The 15,860-nt window shown below is 67.4% G+C and carries 12 protein-coding genes; 5 read left to right on the top strand and 7 right to left on the bottom strand.

The genetic code is table 11. The features are described 5' to 3' along the window. The first annotated feature begins 112 nt into the window (after positions 1-112). Genes D5084_RS04525 through D5084_RS04535 form a run of 3 tightly spaced genes read left to right on the top strand, consistent with a single transcriptional unit; the run spans position 113 to position 3,392 of the window. Positions 113-1,450, top strand: a complete 1,338-nt coding sequence (locus D5084_RS04525) for a M23 family metallopeptidase (protein WP_128514326.1) — start codon at positions 113-115, stop codon at positions 1,448-1,450. Further along, entirely contained in the window at positions 1,440-1,940 is a 501-nt protein-coding gene (locus D5084_RS04530; protein WP_128514327.1) for a bactofilin family protein, read from the top strand. The genes D5084_RS04525 and D5084_RS04530 overlap by 11 nt, the downstream gene beginning before the upstream one ends. A 45-nt stretch (positions 1,941-1,985) precedes the next feature. Then, positions 1,986-3,392 (top strand): MFS transporter, encoded by a 1,407-nt coding sequence (locus D5084_RS04535; protein ID WP_238382526.1) that lies wholly within the window; start codon positions 1,986-1,988, stop codon positions 3,390-3,392. Here D5084_RS04535 and D5084_RS04540 read toward each other — a convergent pair. From D5084_RS04540 to D5084_RS04555, 4 genes are all read right to left on the bottom strand, one after another. Beyond that, on the bottom strand, positions 3,385-4,152 hold the full coding sequence (locus D5084_RS04540) for a DUF2189 domain-containing protein (protein WP_128514329.1): 768 nt from the start codon (positions 4,150-4,152) through the stop codon (positions 3,385-3,387). The genes D5084_RS04535 and D5084_RS04540 overlap by 8 nt on opposite strands. Before the next feature lie 100 nt (positions 4,153-4,252). Further along, positions 4,253-5,380, bottom strand: a complete 1,128-nt coding sequence (gene prfB, locus D5084_RS04545) for a peptide chain release factor 2 (protein ID WP_128514330.1) — start codon at positions 5,378-5,380, stop codon at positions 4,253-4,255. 89 nt (positions 5,381-5,469) lie between these two features. Further along, positions 5,470-8,028, bottom strand: coding sequence for a penicillin-binding protein 1A (locus D5084_RS04550; protein ID WP_128514331.1), 2,559 nt, complete (start codon positions 8,026-8,028; stop codon positions 5,470-5,472). A 101-nt stretch (positions 8,029-8,129) separates the two neighbouring features. Continuing rightward, entirely contained in the window at positions 8,130-9,332 is a 1,203-nt protein-coding gene (locus tag D5084_RS04555) for an N-acetylmuramoyl-L-alanine amidase (protein WP_128514332.1), read from the bottom strand. A gap of 156 nt (positions 9,333-9,488) precedes the next feature. Between D5084_RS04555 and D5084_RS04560 the strand changes: the two genes are divergently transcribed. Continuing rightward, positions 9,489-10,238 (top strand): DsbA family protein, encoded by a 750-nt coding sequence (locus D5084_RS04560; RefSeq protein WP_128514333.1) that lies wholly within the window; start codon positions 9,489-9,491, stop codon positions 10,236-10,238. Positions 10,239-10,505: 267 nt separating this feature from the next. Here the strand turns inward: D5084_RS04560 and ispG are convergent, their stop codons facing one another. From ispG to hemA, 3 genes are all read right to left on the bottom strand, one after another. Then, positions 10,506-11,630 (bottom strand): flavodoxin-dependent (E)-4-hydroxy-3-methylbut-2-enyl-diphosphate synthase, encoded by a 1,125-nt coding sequence (gene ispG / locus D5084_RS04565; RefSeq protein WP_128514334.1) that lies wholly within the window; start codon positions 11,628-11,630, stop codon positions 10,506-10,508. A gap of 69 nt (positions 11,631-11,699) precedes the next feature. After that, positions 11,700-12,923 (bottom strand): helix-turn-helix domain-containing protein, encoded by a 1,224-nt coding sequence (locus D5084_RS04570; protein WP_128514335.1) that lies wholly within the window; start codon positions 12,921-12,923, stop codon positions 11,700-11,702. Positions 12,924-13,042: 119 nt separating this feature from the next. Then, a complete protein-coding gene (hemA, locus tag D5084_RS04575; protein WP_128514336.1) occupies positions 13,043-14,275 on the bottom strand; it encodes a 5-aminolevulinate synthase in 1,233 nt (410 codons plus the stop codon). Positions 14,276-14,473: 198 nt separating this feature from the next. On the opposite strand from hemA, the gene D5084_RS04580 reads away from it, so the two are divergent. Then, a complete protein-coding gene (locus D5084_RS04580; protein WP_128514337.1) occupies positions 14,474-15,859 on the top strand; it encodes a M20/M25/M40 family metallo-hydrolase in 1,386 nt (461 codons plus the stop codon). Position 15,860: the final 1 nt, after the last annotated feature.

A 15,860-nucleotide genomic window follows, 5' to 3' on the forward strand; every position in this document is an offset into this window, starting at 1 on the left:
TCAAAATCGTTGCGACCCTGAAACAGGGCCGATAATCAGGGCGAGCCCGAGGCCAAGGCCTTGGGGTAACGTGGCGAAGCCTCTGCCAGGGCTATGAACGGATGACCCCAACGTGCTGAATCGACTTGCCTATCGGATGCATCAAAGCCTTGAGCGGCATTTTCCCGAACAACGGCTGTTCCTGAAGTCCGACACCGAGACCCGGTTCATCCGCCTGCGCCCGGCCACTCAGATCATCGCGATGGTCGGCGGCACGCTGGCGCTGGCCTGGACCATCGTGGCCACGGCGCTGATCATGATGGACAGTATCGGGGCCGGATCGGCGCGTGAACAGTCGGTGCGCCAGCAGGCCCTGTACGAACAGCGGCTGAACGCCCTGTCCGCCGACCGCGACCTGCGCGCCGAAGAGGCGGCGCGGGCGCAGGAGCGGTTCAACATCGCCCTGACCCAGGTCTCGGAGATGCAGGAGCGGCTTCTTGCCTCGGAAGACCGGCGGCGCGAGCTGGAGACCGGGATCGAGGCGATCCAGAACACCCTGCGCGAAGTCATCAAGGAACGCGACGCCGCGCGTGCCGAGGCAGAGCGTGTGACGCTGGCGCTGAACGAGCAAAGCGGCGGCACGACCGAGGCGGGACGCGCCGCGGATACGGTCGCCACGCTGGAGTTCCTGACCGGCGCCCTGGGCGAGGTGGCCGAGGAGCGCAACGAAACCATCGCCGAGGCCGAGGCCGCGCGCGAGGAAGCCCGCCTGATCGCCGACGCCAAGGAAGCTCTGGAACAGCGCAACGACGCCATCTTCTCCAAGCTGGAAGAGGCGCTGACCGTGTCGGTCGAACCGCTGGACAAGATGTTCCGCGAGGCCGGGATGTCGCCCGACGACCTGATCGGCGCGGTGCGGCAGGGCTATTCCGGCCAGGGCGGCCCGCTGACCCCGATCACCTTCTCGACCTCGGGATCGGTGCCCTCGCCCGAGGAGTTGCGCGCGAACGCGATCCTGAACGGGCTGGACAAGATGAACATGTACCGGATCGCCGCCTTCAAGCTGCCCTTCGCGATGCCGCTGAAGGACAGTTTCCGCTGGACCAGCGGTTTCGGCTATCGCCGCGACCCCAAGGGCGCGGGCACCCGGATGCATGAGGGCACCGACATGGCGGGCAGCTACGGCACCCCGGTCTATGCCACCGCCGATGGCGTGGTGACCCATGCCGGCTGGGACAACGGCTATGGCCGGCTGGTCACGATCCGCCATGACTTCGGCGTCGAGACGCGCTATGCGCATCTCAGCCAGGTGCGCGTCGAGGTGGGCCAAAGGGTCTCGCGCGGCGACCGGATCGGTGATATGGGCAATTCAGGCCGGTCCACCGGCACCCACCTTCACTACGAGGTCCGCCTTGGCGGCACCCCCGTAAACCCGATGACCTTCATAAAGGCAGCGAAGAATGTTTTCTAAGAGCCGCATCAACGAGCCGGGCCCCAAGGCCGAGGCCGAGAAGCCCAAAGCCCCGGAGACCCCGATGACCAAGCCGTCCATGGATTTCACGCCTTCCGCGCCGAAGGGCAAGGCAAGCGCCTCGGTCCTGTCCTCGGACCTCACGGTCGTGGGCAACCTGCGGACCACGGGCGACATCCAGGTCGAGGGCACCGTTGAGGGCGACATCCGCGCGCATCTTCTGACCGTGGGCGAAAGCGCCACGATCCGCGGCGAGATCGTGGCCGACGACATCGTCGTCAACGGCCGGGTGATCGGTCGCGTGCGCGGCCTGAAGGTCCGCCTCACCTCCACCGCGCGGGTCGAGGGCGACATCATCCACAAGACCATCGCCATCGAAAGCGGCGCGCATTTCGAAGGCTCGGTCCAGCGGCAGGAAGACCCGCTGGCCAACGGTCGTCCCGGCACCACCGCGCGGCTTGACACGCCCGCCGCGGGCGACGCCGAATAGGCCTTGCCACATATGACCGTCTTGCGGGCATCGGAGGGCACTCCGGTGCCCGTTTCCTTCTGTGCCGAGGGGGACCGGAGGGTCATCCTCTGGGCCGCGATCCTGGCCTCGTCGATGGGCTTCATCGACAGTTCCGTGACCTCGATCGCCATGCCCGCGATGCGCGCCGCGCTGGGGGCCAGCCTGGCGCAGGCTCAGTGGATGAACGCAGGCTACCTGCTGACCCTGTCGGCGCTGGTGCTGGTCGGCGGCGCGATGGGCGACCGCTTCGGGATCGCGCGGGTGTTCTCGCTGGGGATTGTCGTCTTCGTGGCGGGGTCGCTGGCCTGTGCGGCCGCGATGACGCCGGACCAGATGATCGCCGCCCGCGCCGTGAAGGGGGTGGGTGCTGCGCTGATGGTGCCGGGGTCGATGGCCATGGTCTCGCGCGCCTATCCACGCGAGGAGCGGGGCCGGGCGCTTGGCCTCTGGGCGGCGGCCTCGACGCTGACGACGGCGATGGGGCCGGTGCTGGGCGGCATGTTCGTCACCTGGGGCGGCGAGATCGGCTGGCGGCTGATCTTCGCGTTGAACCTGCCGCTCGGCCTTGCCGCGCTTTGGCTGGTGCAGGGCCGCACGCCGGGCGATGTCGGCAGGCCGGGGGTGCGCGTCGATCTGGTCGGAGCGGGTCTGGCCACGCTCGGCCTTGGCCTGATGGCCTGGGCGCTGACCGATGCCACGGCTCCGGTCCGGGTGGCGCTGGCCTCCCTGGCCAGCCTTGCGGCCTTCGTGGCCTGGGAGGCCGTATCCCCTGCCCCGATGCTGCGGCTGGGCCTGTTTCGCAACCGCACGCTTGCGGTGACGAATGTCGTGACCTTCGCGCTTTATTTCGCGCTGAACGGGGTGATGTTCTACCTGCCGATGACCGCCGTTTCGGCCTGGGGCGTGACGGCGCTGGAGGTCACGGCGGCCTTTCTGCCGATCTCGGTGCTGATCGGGGTGATGTCGGCGCCTGCGGGGCGGATGGCCGACCGCTGGGGCGCGGGGCCGCTGATGGCGGCAGGGTCCGCGCTGGTAGCTCTGGCCTATGCGGGGCTGTGGCACTTTGCGCCGGACGGGCAGTTCTGGGCCCATGTCGTGCCCTTCACGGCGCTGGCGGGCTTCGGTCTGGGTCTGGTCGTGGCCCCCCTGACGGCGGCAGCGATGCAGGGGGCCGAGGATGGCGAACAGGGCGCGGCCTCGGGCGTGAACAACGCGGTGGCGCGGGTCGCGGGGCTGATCGCGGTGGCTCTGCTGGGCAGGATGGCGGCGGCGGCCTATGGGCCGGGTGCACCGGGGTTCGGCGTCACGGGCGACACACCCGCGCATCTGGCCGCTACCGGGGCGGCCTTCGGCACGGTTGCGCTGACGGCCAGCGGGATGGCCGCGCTGGCGTCGGCGCTGGCGCTGCTGGTCAGGCGTCCGGTCAGGTGATCGCGCGGCGGTAGAGGTGCCAGCTGGCATGCCCGAACAGGGGCAGGACCAGGAAGAGCCCGAGGAAGCCCGGAAGCATCCCCAGGAAGATGCACACCGCGATCAGCGCGCCCCAGGACAGCAGCACGCGCGGATTTTCCCGGACCAGCGCGAAACTGGTCAGCATCGCGGTGACGAAATCCACCTCGCGGTCCAAGAGCATCGGCAGGCTGACAACGGTCAGGCAGAACAGCAGCGTCGCGAAGGCCGCACCGACCAGCGTGCCGAAGGCCAGCATCATCAGCCCCGGCGGCGTCAGGAACACCGCCAGCGAGGAGGACACGTTGGTCATCGTGGCATTCCCCAGAAACAGCGCGAAGATCATGTGCGCAAGGAAGTTCCAGAACAGGAAATAGACCACGATCACCGCCGCCATGGCCGGGATCTGCCGGTCCTTCTGGCGGAAGATCACGCCGAAGATTTCGCGCGCGACCAGCGGCTCCCCTGCCTCCAGCCGGCGGGAGATTTCATAGAACCCGCAGGCGATGAAGGGGCCGAGGATCGGGAAACCGGCGCCGGCAGGCAGCGTCCACCAGAGCTGGCCCTTGGCCGTCATCGCCCAGAGGATCAGCCAGCCGCCCAGCACATAGACCGCCGAGAAGGCAAGCCCCAGAAGCGGCGCGCGCCGGAAATCCTGCCATCCGGCCGCAAGGCTGGCCCGGAGGTCGGAGACATCGACCTCGTTCACTTCGGGCACGGCGGGCGGAAGCGTGACGCTCATGCCCGAAGATTAAGCGCGAGGCGAAGCGTCAGGCAAGGATTTTGCGGCAGGACAGCCGGATCAGGTCCGGGGCGGGCATTCCCTCACGACCGGGGGCCGATCAGTCGACATCCTCGATGTCGCCGCGCTTCTTGCCCGAGGCCTTCAGGGCCAGCGTGGCCTGCATGAACCCGTCCAGGTCCCCGTCCAGCACGCCCTGCGTGTCGCTGGTCTCATACCCTGTGCGCAGGTCCTTCACCATCTGGTAGGGTTGCAGCACATAGGACCGGATCTGGTTGCCCCAGCCCGCGTCGCCCTTGTTCTCGTAGGCCTCGTTGATCGCGGCGTTCCGCTTGTCCAGTTCCATCTGATACAGGCGGCTTTTCAGCGCCTTCATCGCGATGTCGCGGTTCTGGTGCTGCGACTTCAGGGACGAGGTGACGACGATCCCGGTCGGGAAGTGGGTGATCCGCACGGCAGAGTCGGTCTTGTTGACGTGCTGCCCACCCGCGCCCGAGGACCGGAAGGTGTCGATGCGGATGTCCTTGTCCAGCACCTCGATCTCGATGTTGTCGTCCACCACCGGATAGACCCAGACCGAGCAGAACGAGGTATGCCGCCGCGCCGCGCTGTCATAGGGCGAGATGCGGACCAGCCGGTGCACCCCGGCCTCGGTCTTCAGCCAGCCATAGGCGTTCTTGCCGCTGATCTTGTAGCTGGCTGACTTGATCCCCGCGCCGTCGCCCTCGCTTTCCGACTGGAGTTCGACGGTGAACCCGCGCTTTTCCGCCCAGCGGACATACATCCGCGCCAGCATCGCGGCCCAATCGCAGCTTTCGGTGCCACCCGCGCCCGCGTTGATTTCCAGGAACGTGTCGTTGCCGTCCGCCTCGCCGTCAAGCAGCGCCTCAAGTTCCTTCGCCTCGGCGACCTTGACCAGATCGGCAAGGGCTGCCTCGGCCTCCTTGACGATCTCGGCGTCGCCTTCGGCCTCGCCCAGTTCGATCAGCTCGACATTCTCCTTCAGCCCGCTGTCGATCAGCTTGTAGGCGTTGACCGCATCCAGCAGCGCCTGGCGGTCGCGCATCAGCTTTTGCGCCTTGGCCGGATCGTTCCAGAGGTCGGGCGATTCGATCATCGCGTCGAATTCCTCAAGCCGGTGCGGAGCGGTTTCCCAGTCCATCCGCTGGGCCAGAAGCTTCAGCGTCTTTTCGACGGCTTCGATATTGGCTTGGGTTTCGGCGCGCATGGGTCGGGTCCACCTTTGGTCTTGCGGAGGCGGTCATAAGGGTTTGACCGCGCCCGGGCAAGGGCGCGGGGCCGGATCGGACAATGCGGTCAGTAAAGCCCGCCCGAGGACACGGTGCCGAAATCGGCCTTCTTCGGCACGACCACGGACTTGCCTTGCGAGTTGGTCACCGTCTTGCCCTGGTCGCCACCCTCATCGCCCTCGCCATAGGCGAAGAGCGGCAGGTTTTCGCCCATCGCAAAGCCGCCGTCGACGACCAAGCCCAGACCGATCAGCGCATCCTCGCCCTCGCGGAAATATTCGGACACGACATTGTCGCCGGTGGCGTCATCCGGCAGCGGCTGGCCGGTGAAGCGGTCGATCTTGCGGAAATAGCCGCCCGGCGGAACCTTGAACGCGCCGCCGCCGTATTTCCGGATCGCGTCCTCCATGAAGTCCTGGAAGACGGGGACGCAGAGCGTGCCGCCAAAGGCGCTTTCGCCCAGCGTGCGGGGCTGGTCAAAGCCCATGTAGCAGCCCGCGACGATGTTCGAGGAATAGCCGATGAACCAGACGTCCTTGGCGTCGTTCGTCGTGCCGGTCTTGCCGGCGATCGGCACAGGCAGGTTCAGCCGGCTGGCCGAGCCGCGCTTGACCACGCCCTCCATCATGCTGGTCAGCTGATAGGCGGTGATCGCGTTCATCACGCGCTCGCGGTTGCTGTCGATGGTCACCCCCCGCCCCGGCGGCAGGGTCGGATCGGCGCAGTCTTCGCAGACGCGCTGGTCGTGGCGGTAGATCGTCTTGCCGAAGCGGTCCTGCACCCGGTCGACCAGCGTCGGTTCCACCCTTTCGCCGCCGTTGGCGAACATCGCGTAGGCCGCGACCATCTTGAACAGCGTCGTCTCCTGCGCGCCAAGGGCGTTGGCTAGATACGGGCCCAGCCGGTCATAGACCCCGAACCGCTCGGCATAGGCGGCCACGGTCTGCATCCCGATTTCCTGCGCGACGCGGATCGTCATCAGGTTACGCGACTGTTCGATCCCGGTGCGCAGCGGCGTGGGGCCGTAGTATTTCCCCGAGGCGTTCTTGGGCGTCCAGAGGCCCTGCGGCGTGTCGATCTCGATCGGGGCGTCGACGACGATGGTGGCGGGGGTGAAGCCGGAATCCAGCGCCGCAGCATAGACGAAGGGTTTGAAGCTGGACCCCGGCTGTCGCGTGGCCTGGGTGGTGCGGTTGAACACCGAATCCTGGTAGGAGAACCCGCCCTGCATCGCGAGGACCCGGCCGGTGTTCACGTCCATCGCCATGAAGGCGCCCTGCACCTCTGGCACCTGGCGCAGCGACCAGCGCTTGAAGGTGCCGTCGTCGTTGGTCACCGCGCGGACCAGCACGACATCGCCGACCGAGACCAGATCGCCCGGGACCTTGGCCTTCTTCGCCAGCGTCCCGTCCGGCAGCCGCTTCCTCGCCCAGGTCACGTCCTCGGCCGGGATGAAGTGGCCGTCCCCGTCGTCCATCACGCCTTCGATGCCGATGCGGGCCGAGCTTTCGCCGACCTCGAGCACCACTGCGGGGAACCAGGCGTCGATGTCGCGCGGCACATCGACCTTCGACAGCGCCTCGCGCCAGCTTGCCTCGGAGCCCAGCACTTCGGGCGGCAGGGTCTTGCCGGTGCCGCGCCAGACGCCCTGATTGCGGTCGTAACTCTCAAGCCCCTTGCGCAGCGCCTCGGCGGCGGCCCTTTGCAGTTCGGGATCGACCGTGGCCCGGATCGTCAGGCCGCCGGTGAAGAACTCCTGCTCGCCGAAGACCCCCGACAGCTGGCGCCGGATTTCGTCGGTGAAATAGTCGCGCGGCGGCAGCGCATCGCGGAAGGCCTCGAAATCGCCGTTCTGCACGGAGCGCAGAGGCTGTTCCTTTTCCGACAGATAGGTCGCCTCGTCGATATAGCCGTTCTGCCACATCTCGCGCAGGACGTAGTTGCGCCGTTCCGTCACGCGTTCCTTGTTGGTCACCGGGTCATACTTGCCCGGCGCCTGCGGCATCGCGGCCAGCATCGCGGCCTCGTGCGGGGCGAGTTCCGACAGCGACTTGTTGAAATAGGTCTGCGCCGCCGCGGCCACCCCGTAGGAGTTCTTTCCCAGGAAGATCTCGTTCAGATAGAGTTCCAGGATCTTGTCCTTGGACAGGGTCTGCTCCAGTCGGGTGGCAAGGATGATCTCCTTGATCTTGCGTTCCACCGACCGCGAGCCGTCCAGCAGGAAGTTCTTCGTCACCTGCTGGGTGATCGTGGAGGCCCCGCGCGCGTTCTTGCCGCGGCTTTTCACCGCCTCGATCAGCGCGGCCAGCATCCCCCGGGTGTCATACCCGTGATGCTTGTAGAAATTCTTGTCCTCGGCGCTGATGAAGGCCTGTTTCACCAGATCGGGGATATCTTCCGAGGCGACGAACAACCGCCGCTCCTGCGCGAATTCGTCGATGATCCGGCCTTCGCCCGAATAGATCCGGCTGATCGTGGCAGGGGTGTACTGCGCCAGATTCTCATGGCTCGGCAGGTCGCGGGAATACATGTAGAAGATCCCGCCCAGCGTCAGCGCGCCGAAGATCAGCCCCAGAGTGACCAGGGAAAAGAGACCGCCCAAGACATTGCCGATGAACCGAAGCACCCTATCCCCTCGCTGCCGTCGCACCGCAGTATAGCAGACGCGCGTCCGCGTCAAAACCTTGGCCGGTCACAAGTTTCGGCGCAGGCCGGCTTTCGCGCGACCTAGGGGCCGGCCGTGGCCCGCAGCGCCGCATCCTCGACCGACCAGGCGATGATGCCCTGCACCACCGCCTCGGCCAGCCTTGCGCGCCAGGCCGGGTCGGAGAGCCGCTTGAAGTCGCGGTCCGAGGACAGGAACCCCACTTCCAGAAGCGCCGAGGGAATGTCAGGGGACTTCAGCACGGAAAATCCCCCCTGCTGCTGCGGGTGCCGGTGCATGCGCAACCCGGAGGCCCTGATCGCCGAGACAATTGCGGCGGCCAGGCGGTCGGTGCGCGGGCGGGTCCGGGTGCGTGCCATGTCCATCAGGACCTCGGCCACCACATCGTCCTGATCGGTCAGGTCCACCCCCGCCAGAAGGTCGTCGCGGTCGTGCCGTTCGGCCAGCGCCTCGGAGGCGGCGTCCGAGGCTTCGGCGGCCAGCGTGTAGATCGTGGCGCCCTGCGCGTCGCCTTCGGCCAGGGCGTCGGCATGCAGCGACAGGAACAGGTCCGCCCCCGCCTCGCGCGCGATCGAAGTGCGGGTCTCCAGCGGCACGAAGATGTCGTCGTCGCGGGTCAGCACCACCTGAAAGCGCCCATCGCGCAGCAGCGCCTCCTTCACCTCGCGCGCGAAGGTCAGCATCAACGCCGCCTCGGTCTGCCCCTCGCGTTCGGCACCGGGGTCGATGCCGCCATGGCCCGGGTCCAGCACCACGACAATCGGGCCGCTTCCTTCGGGCACGGGGGCAACCAGCTCGGCTGCCTCGGGCAGGCCCCAGTCCGGCAGGTCGGGGCGCGCGGCCTCGGCGGCAAGGCTTGCGGCGTCGGTCGGCACCAGCACAAGGTCCAGCCGGGGGGCGGCACCGGTGGTCATCTCGGCCTTGGCCAGCCGGTGCGGCCCGTCCAGCTCCAGCACCAGCCGCGACCAGCCGGGCCGGAACGACCCCGCCCGCATGGCCACCGCCGGGCGCACCATGGCCAGCACCTCGGCCCCCGCCCAGTCCACCTCGCGCGTGTCGATCACCATGCGCGGCGGGTTGTCCAGCATCCGCACCCGCCAGGGCACCGGCTGGCTCAGGGCCAGGCGCAGCTCCAGCCCCTCGCCCGTGGCCACCAGCGCCGAGCGCATCGGATCGACCCGCGCCAGCGCCGACAGCCCCTCGGCCCGCAGCGGCAGGGCCAGAAGGATCAGAAGGACAGCACAAAGCGGGCGCAGAAGGCTCATCGCCGCCTTATCCCCGGTTGCCGCGCCGATGTAAATTCCGCCGCGCAGCCGCGCGCTGCCGTCGTGGCCGCCGGATCACAAAGCGGCGAGCGGCTTGTCACGCCCCGCCCCCGCCCCTATCCTGCGCCCCGCCAGATCCGGCCCGCAGGAGACCCCATGAACCGCCTTGCCCTTGGCCTGATGATCGGCCTTGCCAGCCTTCCCGCCCGTGCCGAAGACCAGCCGTCCGCACCCGGGATGACAGAGGCCGAACGGGCGGCCTTCCGCGACGAAGTGCGGGCCTATCTGCTGGAAAACCCCGAGGTCCTGATCGAGGCGATGGACGTTCTTCAGGCCCGCGAGGAAAAGGCGGCGACCCTGCGCGACGTGCAGCTGGTCTCGACGTTCAACGACGTGATCTTCAACAATCCCAACGACTGGGTCGGCGGCAATCCGGACGGCGACCTGACCCTGGTCGAGTTCATGGACTACCGCTGCGGCTATTGCCGCAAGGCCTATGCCGATGTGGCGGAACTGGTGAAGTCGGACGGCAATATCCGCTTTGTCGTCAAGGAGTTCCCGATCCTGGGCGAGGCGTCGCTGCTTTCCTCGCAATTCGCGATCGCGGTCCTGCAACTGCATGGCCCCGAGGCCTATGACAAGGTGCATGACGCGCTGATGACCCTGCGGGGCGAGCCTACGGCCGAAACGCTTGGGCGGCTGGCCAGCGATCTGGGGCTGGAGCCGAAGCCGATCCTCGACCGAATGACCTCGGACGAGGTGATGCAGGTCATCAAGGACAACCATGACCTGGCAACGAAGATGGAGATCACCGGGACCCCGGCCTTCGTCCTGAAGGACATGGTGATGCGCGGCTATGCGCCGCTGGACGTGATGCGCGACTTCGTCTCGGACGCGCGCAGCTGACGCCGACTGGCGCCGGATGACAGCGGGCGGCCCTGCGCAGGGCCGCCCGTCTGCGTCAGGCCTACTGCGCGGTCGGCTCGGGGCGCAGCGTATTCGCCACCCACAGCCCGGCCCCCAGCGTGACCAGCGCCAGCCCCACGGCGGCAAAGGTCCCGGCCAGCCCGGACCAGGCCGCCAGCGGCGCCGAGACGAGGGGCGAGGCGATGGGCGAAGACTGACCGCACGCCCTTGGGGCCCTCGCGCCAGGACGGCGAAGCCGCAGCTCGGCTATTCCGCCGCGAGCTTCTCTGCCGCCTCGATCTCGGCGGCCTTCTTTTCCACCAGTTCCACGATGTGGTCGATCATCCGGTCGTTCGACAGCGTGTGGTCCTGCTTGCCGGCCAGATAGACCATGCCCTTGCCCGCGCCCCCTCCGGTGAATCCGATGTCGGTCATCAGCGCCTCGCCCGGGCCGTTCACCACGCAACCTATGATCGACAGGCTCATCGAGGTGGTGATATGCGCCAGCCGTTCCTCCAGCGCCGAGACGGTCCTGATGACATCGAACCCCTGCCGCGCGCAGGACGGGCACGAGATGATCGTCACCCCCCGGTGCCGCAGACCCAGGGATTTCAGGATCTCGAAGCCGACCTTCACCTCTTCCACCGGGTCCGCCGACAGGCTGACGCGGATCGTGTCGCCGATCCCCATCCACAACAGGTTGCCCAGCCCGATGGCCGATTTCACCGTGCCGGACACCAGCCCCCCGGCCTCGGTGATCCCCAGATGGATCGGGGCATCGGTGGCATCGGCCAGCTGCTGATAGGCCGCTGCGGCAAGGAAGACGTCGGAGGCCTTCACGCTGATCTTGAACTCGTGAAAGTCGTTGTCCTGCAACAGGCGGATATGGTCGAGACCGCTTTCCACCATCGCCTCGGGACAGGGCTCGCCGTATTTCTCCAGAAGATGCTTTTCCAGGCTCCCCGCGTTCACGCCGATGCGGATGCTGCACCCGTGATCCTTGGCCGCCCGCACCACCTCGGCCACGCGCGACGCGTCGCCGATGTTGCCGGGGTTGATGCGCAGACAGGCAGCCCCCGCTTCGGCCGCCTCGATCGCGCGCTTGTAATGGAAATGGATGTCCGCGACGATCGGCACCGGGCTTTCGGCCACGATCTCCTTCAGCGCGCGGGTGCTGGCCTCGTCCGGTGTCGAGACCCGCACGATATCCGCCCCGGCCACGGCGCAGCGCTGGATCTGCTCGATGGTCGCGGCGACATCCGTGGTCAGCGTGTTGGTCATCGTCTGGACCGAGATCGGCGCATCGCCCCCGACGAGAACCTTGCCCACGCGGATCTGCCGCGACGCCCGTCGCGCGATGTTGCGCCAGGGGCGAACGGGATTGTGAGTCATCGGTCAGGCTCCGGTTTCGTGCCATCGCAGCATAGGCCGCGCAGCAGGCTCGGGCAATGGGCGGGACGCTTACTCGGACGCCGCCGGAGCCGGCAGGACATCCGCCGCATCCGCCGTGGCGAAATTGGCAAGGTCCTGATCCTTGGTCAGGTCGGCCTGGGCGAAGGTCTGGGTCAGCGCCTCGGGCGACAGCTTGATGTCCTTGACCACCTGGGCCCCCGGCGCCGCCGGGCCATAGGCCACGCCATCCACGACAAAGTAGATCGCGCCGGAGTTGCCGGTGCGGAACACGGCGGCGGTTTCCAGCGGCGGAACCGCATAGCGTTCGCCCGCGTCGAGGATCTTTTCGAACAGCACCGTGCCGTCGGCGGCATTCACCCGCACCCAGGAGGGCCGGACCGCCAGCACTTCGACGCCTTCCTTGGCATCCGCAATCACCTGCACATCGCCGCCCACCGCTTCGTCGATGGCGGCATCCACGGCATCGGCTTCGGCCACGTCGGCCAGGACGCCGGTCTGGCGCGGGTTGATCGCGGCAATCGGGCCATCGCGCGCGGTCAGGACCGGCACATCCAGCGCCTTCGGGCGATAGAGGCGATCCATCACATCGACGGATGCCGTCCCCTCGGCGCTGGCAACGGTCTGGGCCGCAGGCTCGGCCGGGCGGGTAGCAACGACCTTCGGCGCTGCGGTCCCCACATTCGACAGCGGATCGATCTGCGCGACCACGGTCGGGGCCTCGTCGACCGGGGCAAGCTGCACGCGCTGGACTTCCTGCAGCACGGACCAGCCGCCATAGCCGATGGCACCGATCAGCGCGATCAGGACGGCGACGGACCCGATGGCACCCGGTTCGATCTGGCTCCAGATCGCCTCGCCGCGCGGGATGAAACTGGCATTCGGATCGCCCAGCGGATCCGACACGGCCCGACGCGCGCGCGCCTTGACGATCTGCTGCGGCGCGGCAGCGGACGACAGCCCATGCGATACGGAATAGCCCGCCTCGGCGCAGAACCGCTCGAAGGCCCATTCCGGGTCCATTGCCAGGTAGCGCGCGTAAGAGCGGACATAGCCCGCGACGAAACCGGGGGTTTCAAAGGCCGACAGATCGGCGTTCTCGATGGCGGCGATGTAGGTGGCCTTGATCTTCAGTTCGCGCTGGACGTCAAGCAGGGACTTGCCAAGCGTGGCCCTCTCGCCGCGCATGAGATCGCCGAGCCGCAACTCGAAGTCGTCAAAGCCCTTTGGCTTGTCCTCTTCGGTCGTGGAAGGTTTGGACCTCCAACCGATCATACGCCCGCTGTCCCCTTCGGTGCACCACTCTACGCGGTCGCCTTCCCCGGCGACTCACTGCACTGTTCTATTGGTCAAACCCTACCACAGGGCAAGGGGTTTTCCATGGGGCAAAGGCCCTAGGCAACCGCTTCGGCGCGATTCAGCGCACACTGCGCCCAAAGCGCATCCATGGCGCGCACAAGCCTGTCGATCTCTTGCGGGCCATGCACCGGCGAAGGAGTGAAGCGCAGCCGTTCCGTCCCGCGCGGGACGGTGGGGAAGTTGATCGGCTGGACGTAGATGCCGTGATCTTCCAGCAGCATGTCCGACAGCATCTTGCAATGCACGGGGTTGCCGACATGGACCGGCACGATGTGCGACCCGTGGTCGATGATCGGCAGGCCCATCCCCTTGAGCCGGGTCTTCAGGATACGGGCCTGGGTCTGGTGCTGCACGCGCAGCGCCTGGCCGCCCTCGCCCTTCAGGAAGCGGACCGAGGCGGCAGCACCCGCAGCAACGGCCGGGGGCAGCGAGGTGGTGAAGATGAACCCCGGCGCATAGCTGCGCACAGCATCCACCATCCGGGCCGAGGCCGCGATATAGCCGCCGAACACGCCGTAGGCCTTGGCCAGGGTTCCGTTGATGATGTCGATCCGGTGCATCTGCCCGTCGCGTTCGGCAACCCCTGCCCCGCGCGGGCCATACATGCCGACGGCATGGACCTCGTCGATATAGGTCAGCGCATCGAATTCCTCGGCCAGATCGCAGATGTCGCGGATCGGGCCGAAGTCGCCATCCATCGAGTAGATCGATTCGAAGGCGATCAGTTTCGGCGCCGCCGGATCGTCCCGGGACAGAAGCTCGCGAAGGTGGGCCACGTCGTTGTGCCGGAAGATCCGCTTCTCGCCCCCCCCGCGCCGGACGCCCTCGATCATGCTGGCATGGTTCAGCGCGTCGGAATAGATGATGAGACCGGGGAAGATGGTCCGCAGCGTCGACAGCGTCGCGTCGTTGGCGATGTAGGCGCTGGTGAAGACCAGGGCGGCCTCTTTGCGGTGCAGGTCCGCCAGCTCTGCCTCGAGCCGCCGGTGCCAGACCGTCGTGCCGCTGATGTTGCGCGTCCCGCCCGAGCCGGCACCGGTGGCGTCCAGCGCCTGATGCATCGCGGCCAGCACTTCGGGATGCTGCCCCATGCCCAGATAATCGTTGCCGCACCAGACGGTGATCTCTTTCCGGCTGCCATCGGGCCGCGTCCATTCGGCATGGGGGAACTGGCCCTGCCGCCGCTCGATGTCGATGAAGGTGCGATAGCGCCCCTCGTCGTGCAGGCGTTGCAGGCTCTGGTCGATTGCGTCGGTGTATCTGGTCATGTGTCCGGTCCCTTGTGCGGCTGTCTTCGCAGTTCCCGCGCCGTGGTGCCTTGATTTCGGTCAATCCGCAGTTAGCGACCAGAGGGCGAATTGTCACCCCCGGCCCTGGTCACTATCTCTTCTTACCGCGGACCGGCCGCTCTGGACAGTGGCGAACCGGCTGATAGGCTGCCCGGCACTTACATCCCGGAGAGCCCGATGTCCCCCACACCGTCCCTTGACGCCGTGCTTCAACGCATCGACGACACCCTGCCGCAGTCGCTGGACCGGCTGATGGACCTGCTGCGCATCCCCTCGATCTCGACCGACCCCGCCTACAAGGCCGATTGCGCCCGCGCGGCCGAGCTGATCGCCGCCGACCTTGCCGCGCTGGGTTTCGACGCCCGCGCGGCCCAGACCCCGGGCCATCCGATGGTCGTGGCCCATGGCGGAGAGGGCGCGCGCCATCTTCTGTTCTACGGCCACTACGATGTGCAACCCGTTGATCCGCTAGACCTCTGGGACCGTCCCCCCTTCGACCCCGAAGTGCAGGACACCCCCAGGGGCAAGGTGATCCGCGCCCGGGGGGCATCCGACGACAAGGGCCAGCTCATGACTTTCATCGAGGCCTGCCGAGCCTGGAAGGACGTCCACGGCACCCTGCCCGGCAAGCTCACGATCTTCCTCGAGGGCGAGGAGGAGTCGGGGTCCCCCTCGCTGATCCCCTTCCTTGAAGCGCACCGGGACGAACTGTCCTGCGACCTCGCGCTGATCTGCGACACCGGGCTGTTCGAGGGCGCGACGCCAGCGATCACCACCATGCTGCGCGGGCTTTGCAAGGCGGAATTCACCATCCGCGCCGCCAGCCGCGACCTGCATTCCGGCATGTATGGCGGGCTGGCGCAGAACCCCTTGCACCTCATGGCGCGCCTTCTGGCCGGTCTGCACGACGCGCAGGGCCGCGTGCAGGTGCCGGGTTTCTATGACGACGTGGACGAATTGCCCGACACGCTACGCCAGCAATGGCAGGCGCTGGCCTTCGACCATGCCCGCTATCTTGGCGACGTGGGCCTCTCGGTCCCCGCGGGCGAACAGGACCGCACGCCTCTGGAGAAGATCTGGTCGCGCCCGACCGCCGAGGTGAACGGCATGTGGGGCGGCTACACCGGCGCCGGCTTCAAGACCGTGCTTCCGTCCGAGGCGCATGCGAAGGTCTCGTTCCGCCTCGTCTCGCGCCAGGACCCGGAGAAGATCATCACCTCCTTCAAACGCTGGGCCGAGGCGCAGATGCCCGCCGACTGCACGATCCACTGGCACGGCGGCAGCGACGGCGCCCCGGCTTCGGTGATGGAGATCTCCGACCCCGCCTTCGAGGCCGCCCGGCAGGCGCTGACCGAGGAATGGGGCCGCCCCGCCGCCTTCGTGGGGGCCGGAGGCTCGATCCCGGTGGCGGGATACTTCAAGTCGATCCTCGGGATGGACGCGATGCTGATCGGCTTCGGCCGCGACGACGACCAGATCCATTCCCCGAACGAGAAATACGACCTGGAGTCGTTCCACAAGGGCATCCGCTCCTGGGCGCGCATTCTGGCGCGCATCGCGTGAC

It is taken from the genome of Tabrizicola thermarum (assembly GCF_003574395.1).
Classification (GTDB): Bacteria; Pseudomonadota; Alphaproteobacteria; order Rhodobacterales; family Rhodobacteraceae; genus Tabrizicola; species Tabrizicola thermarum.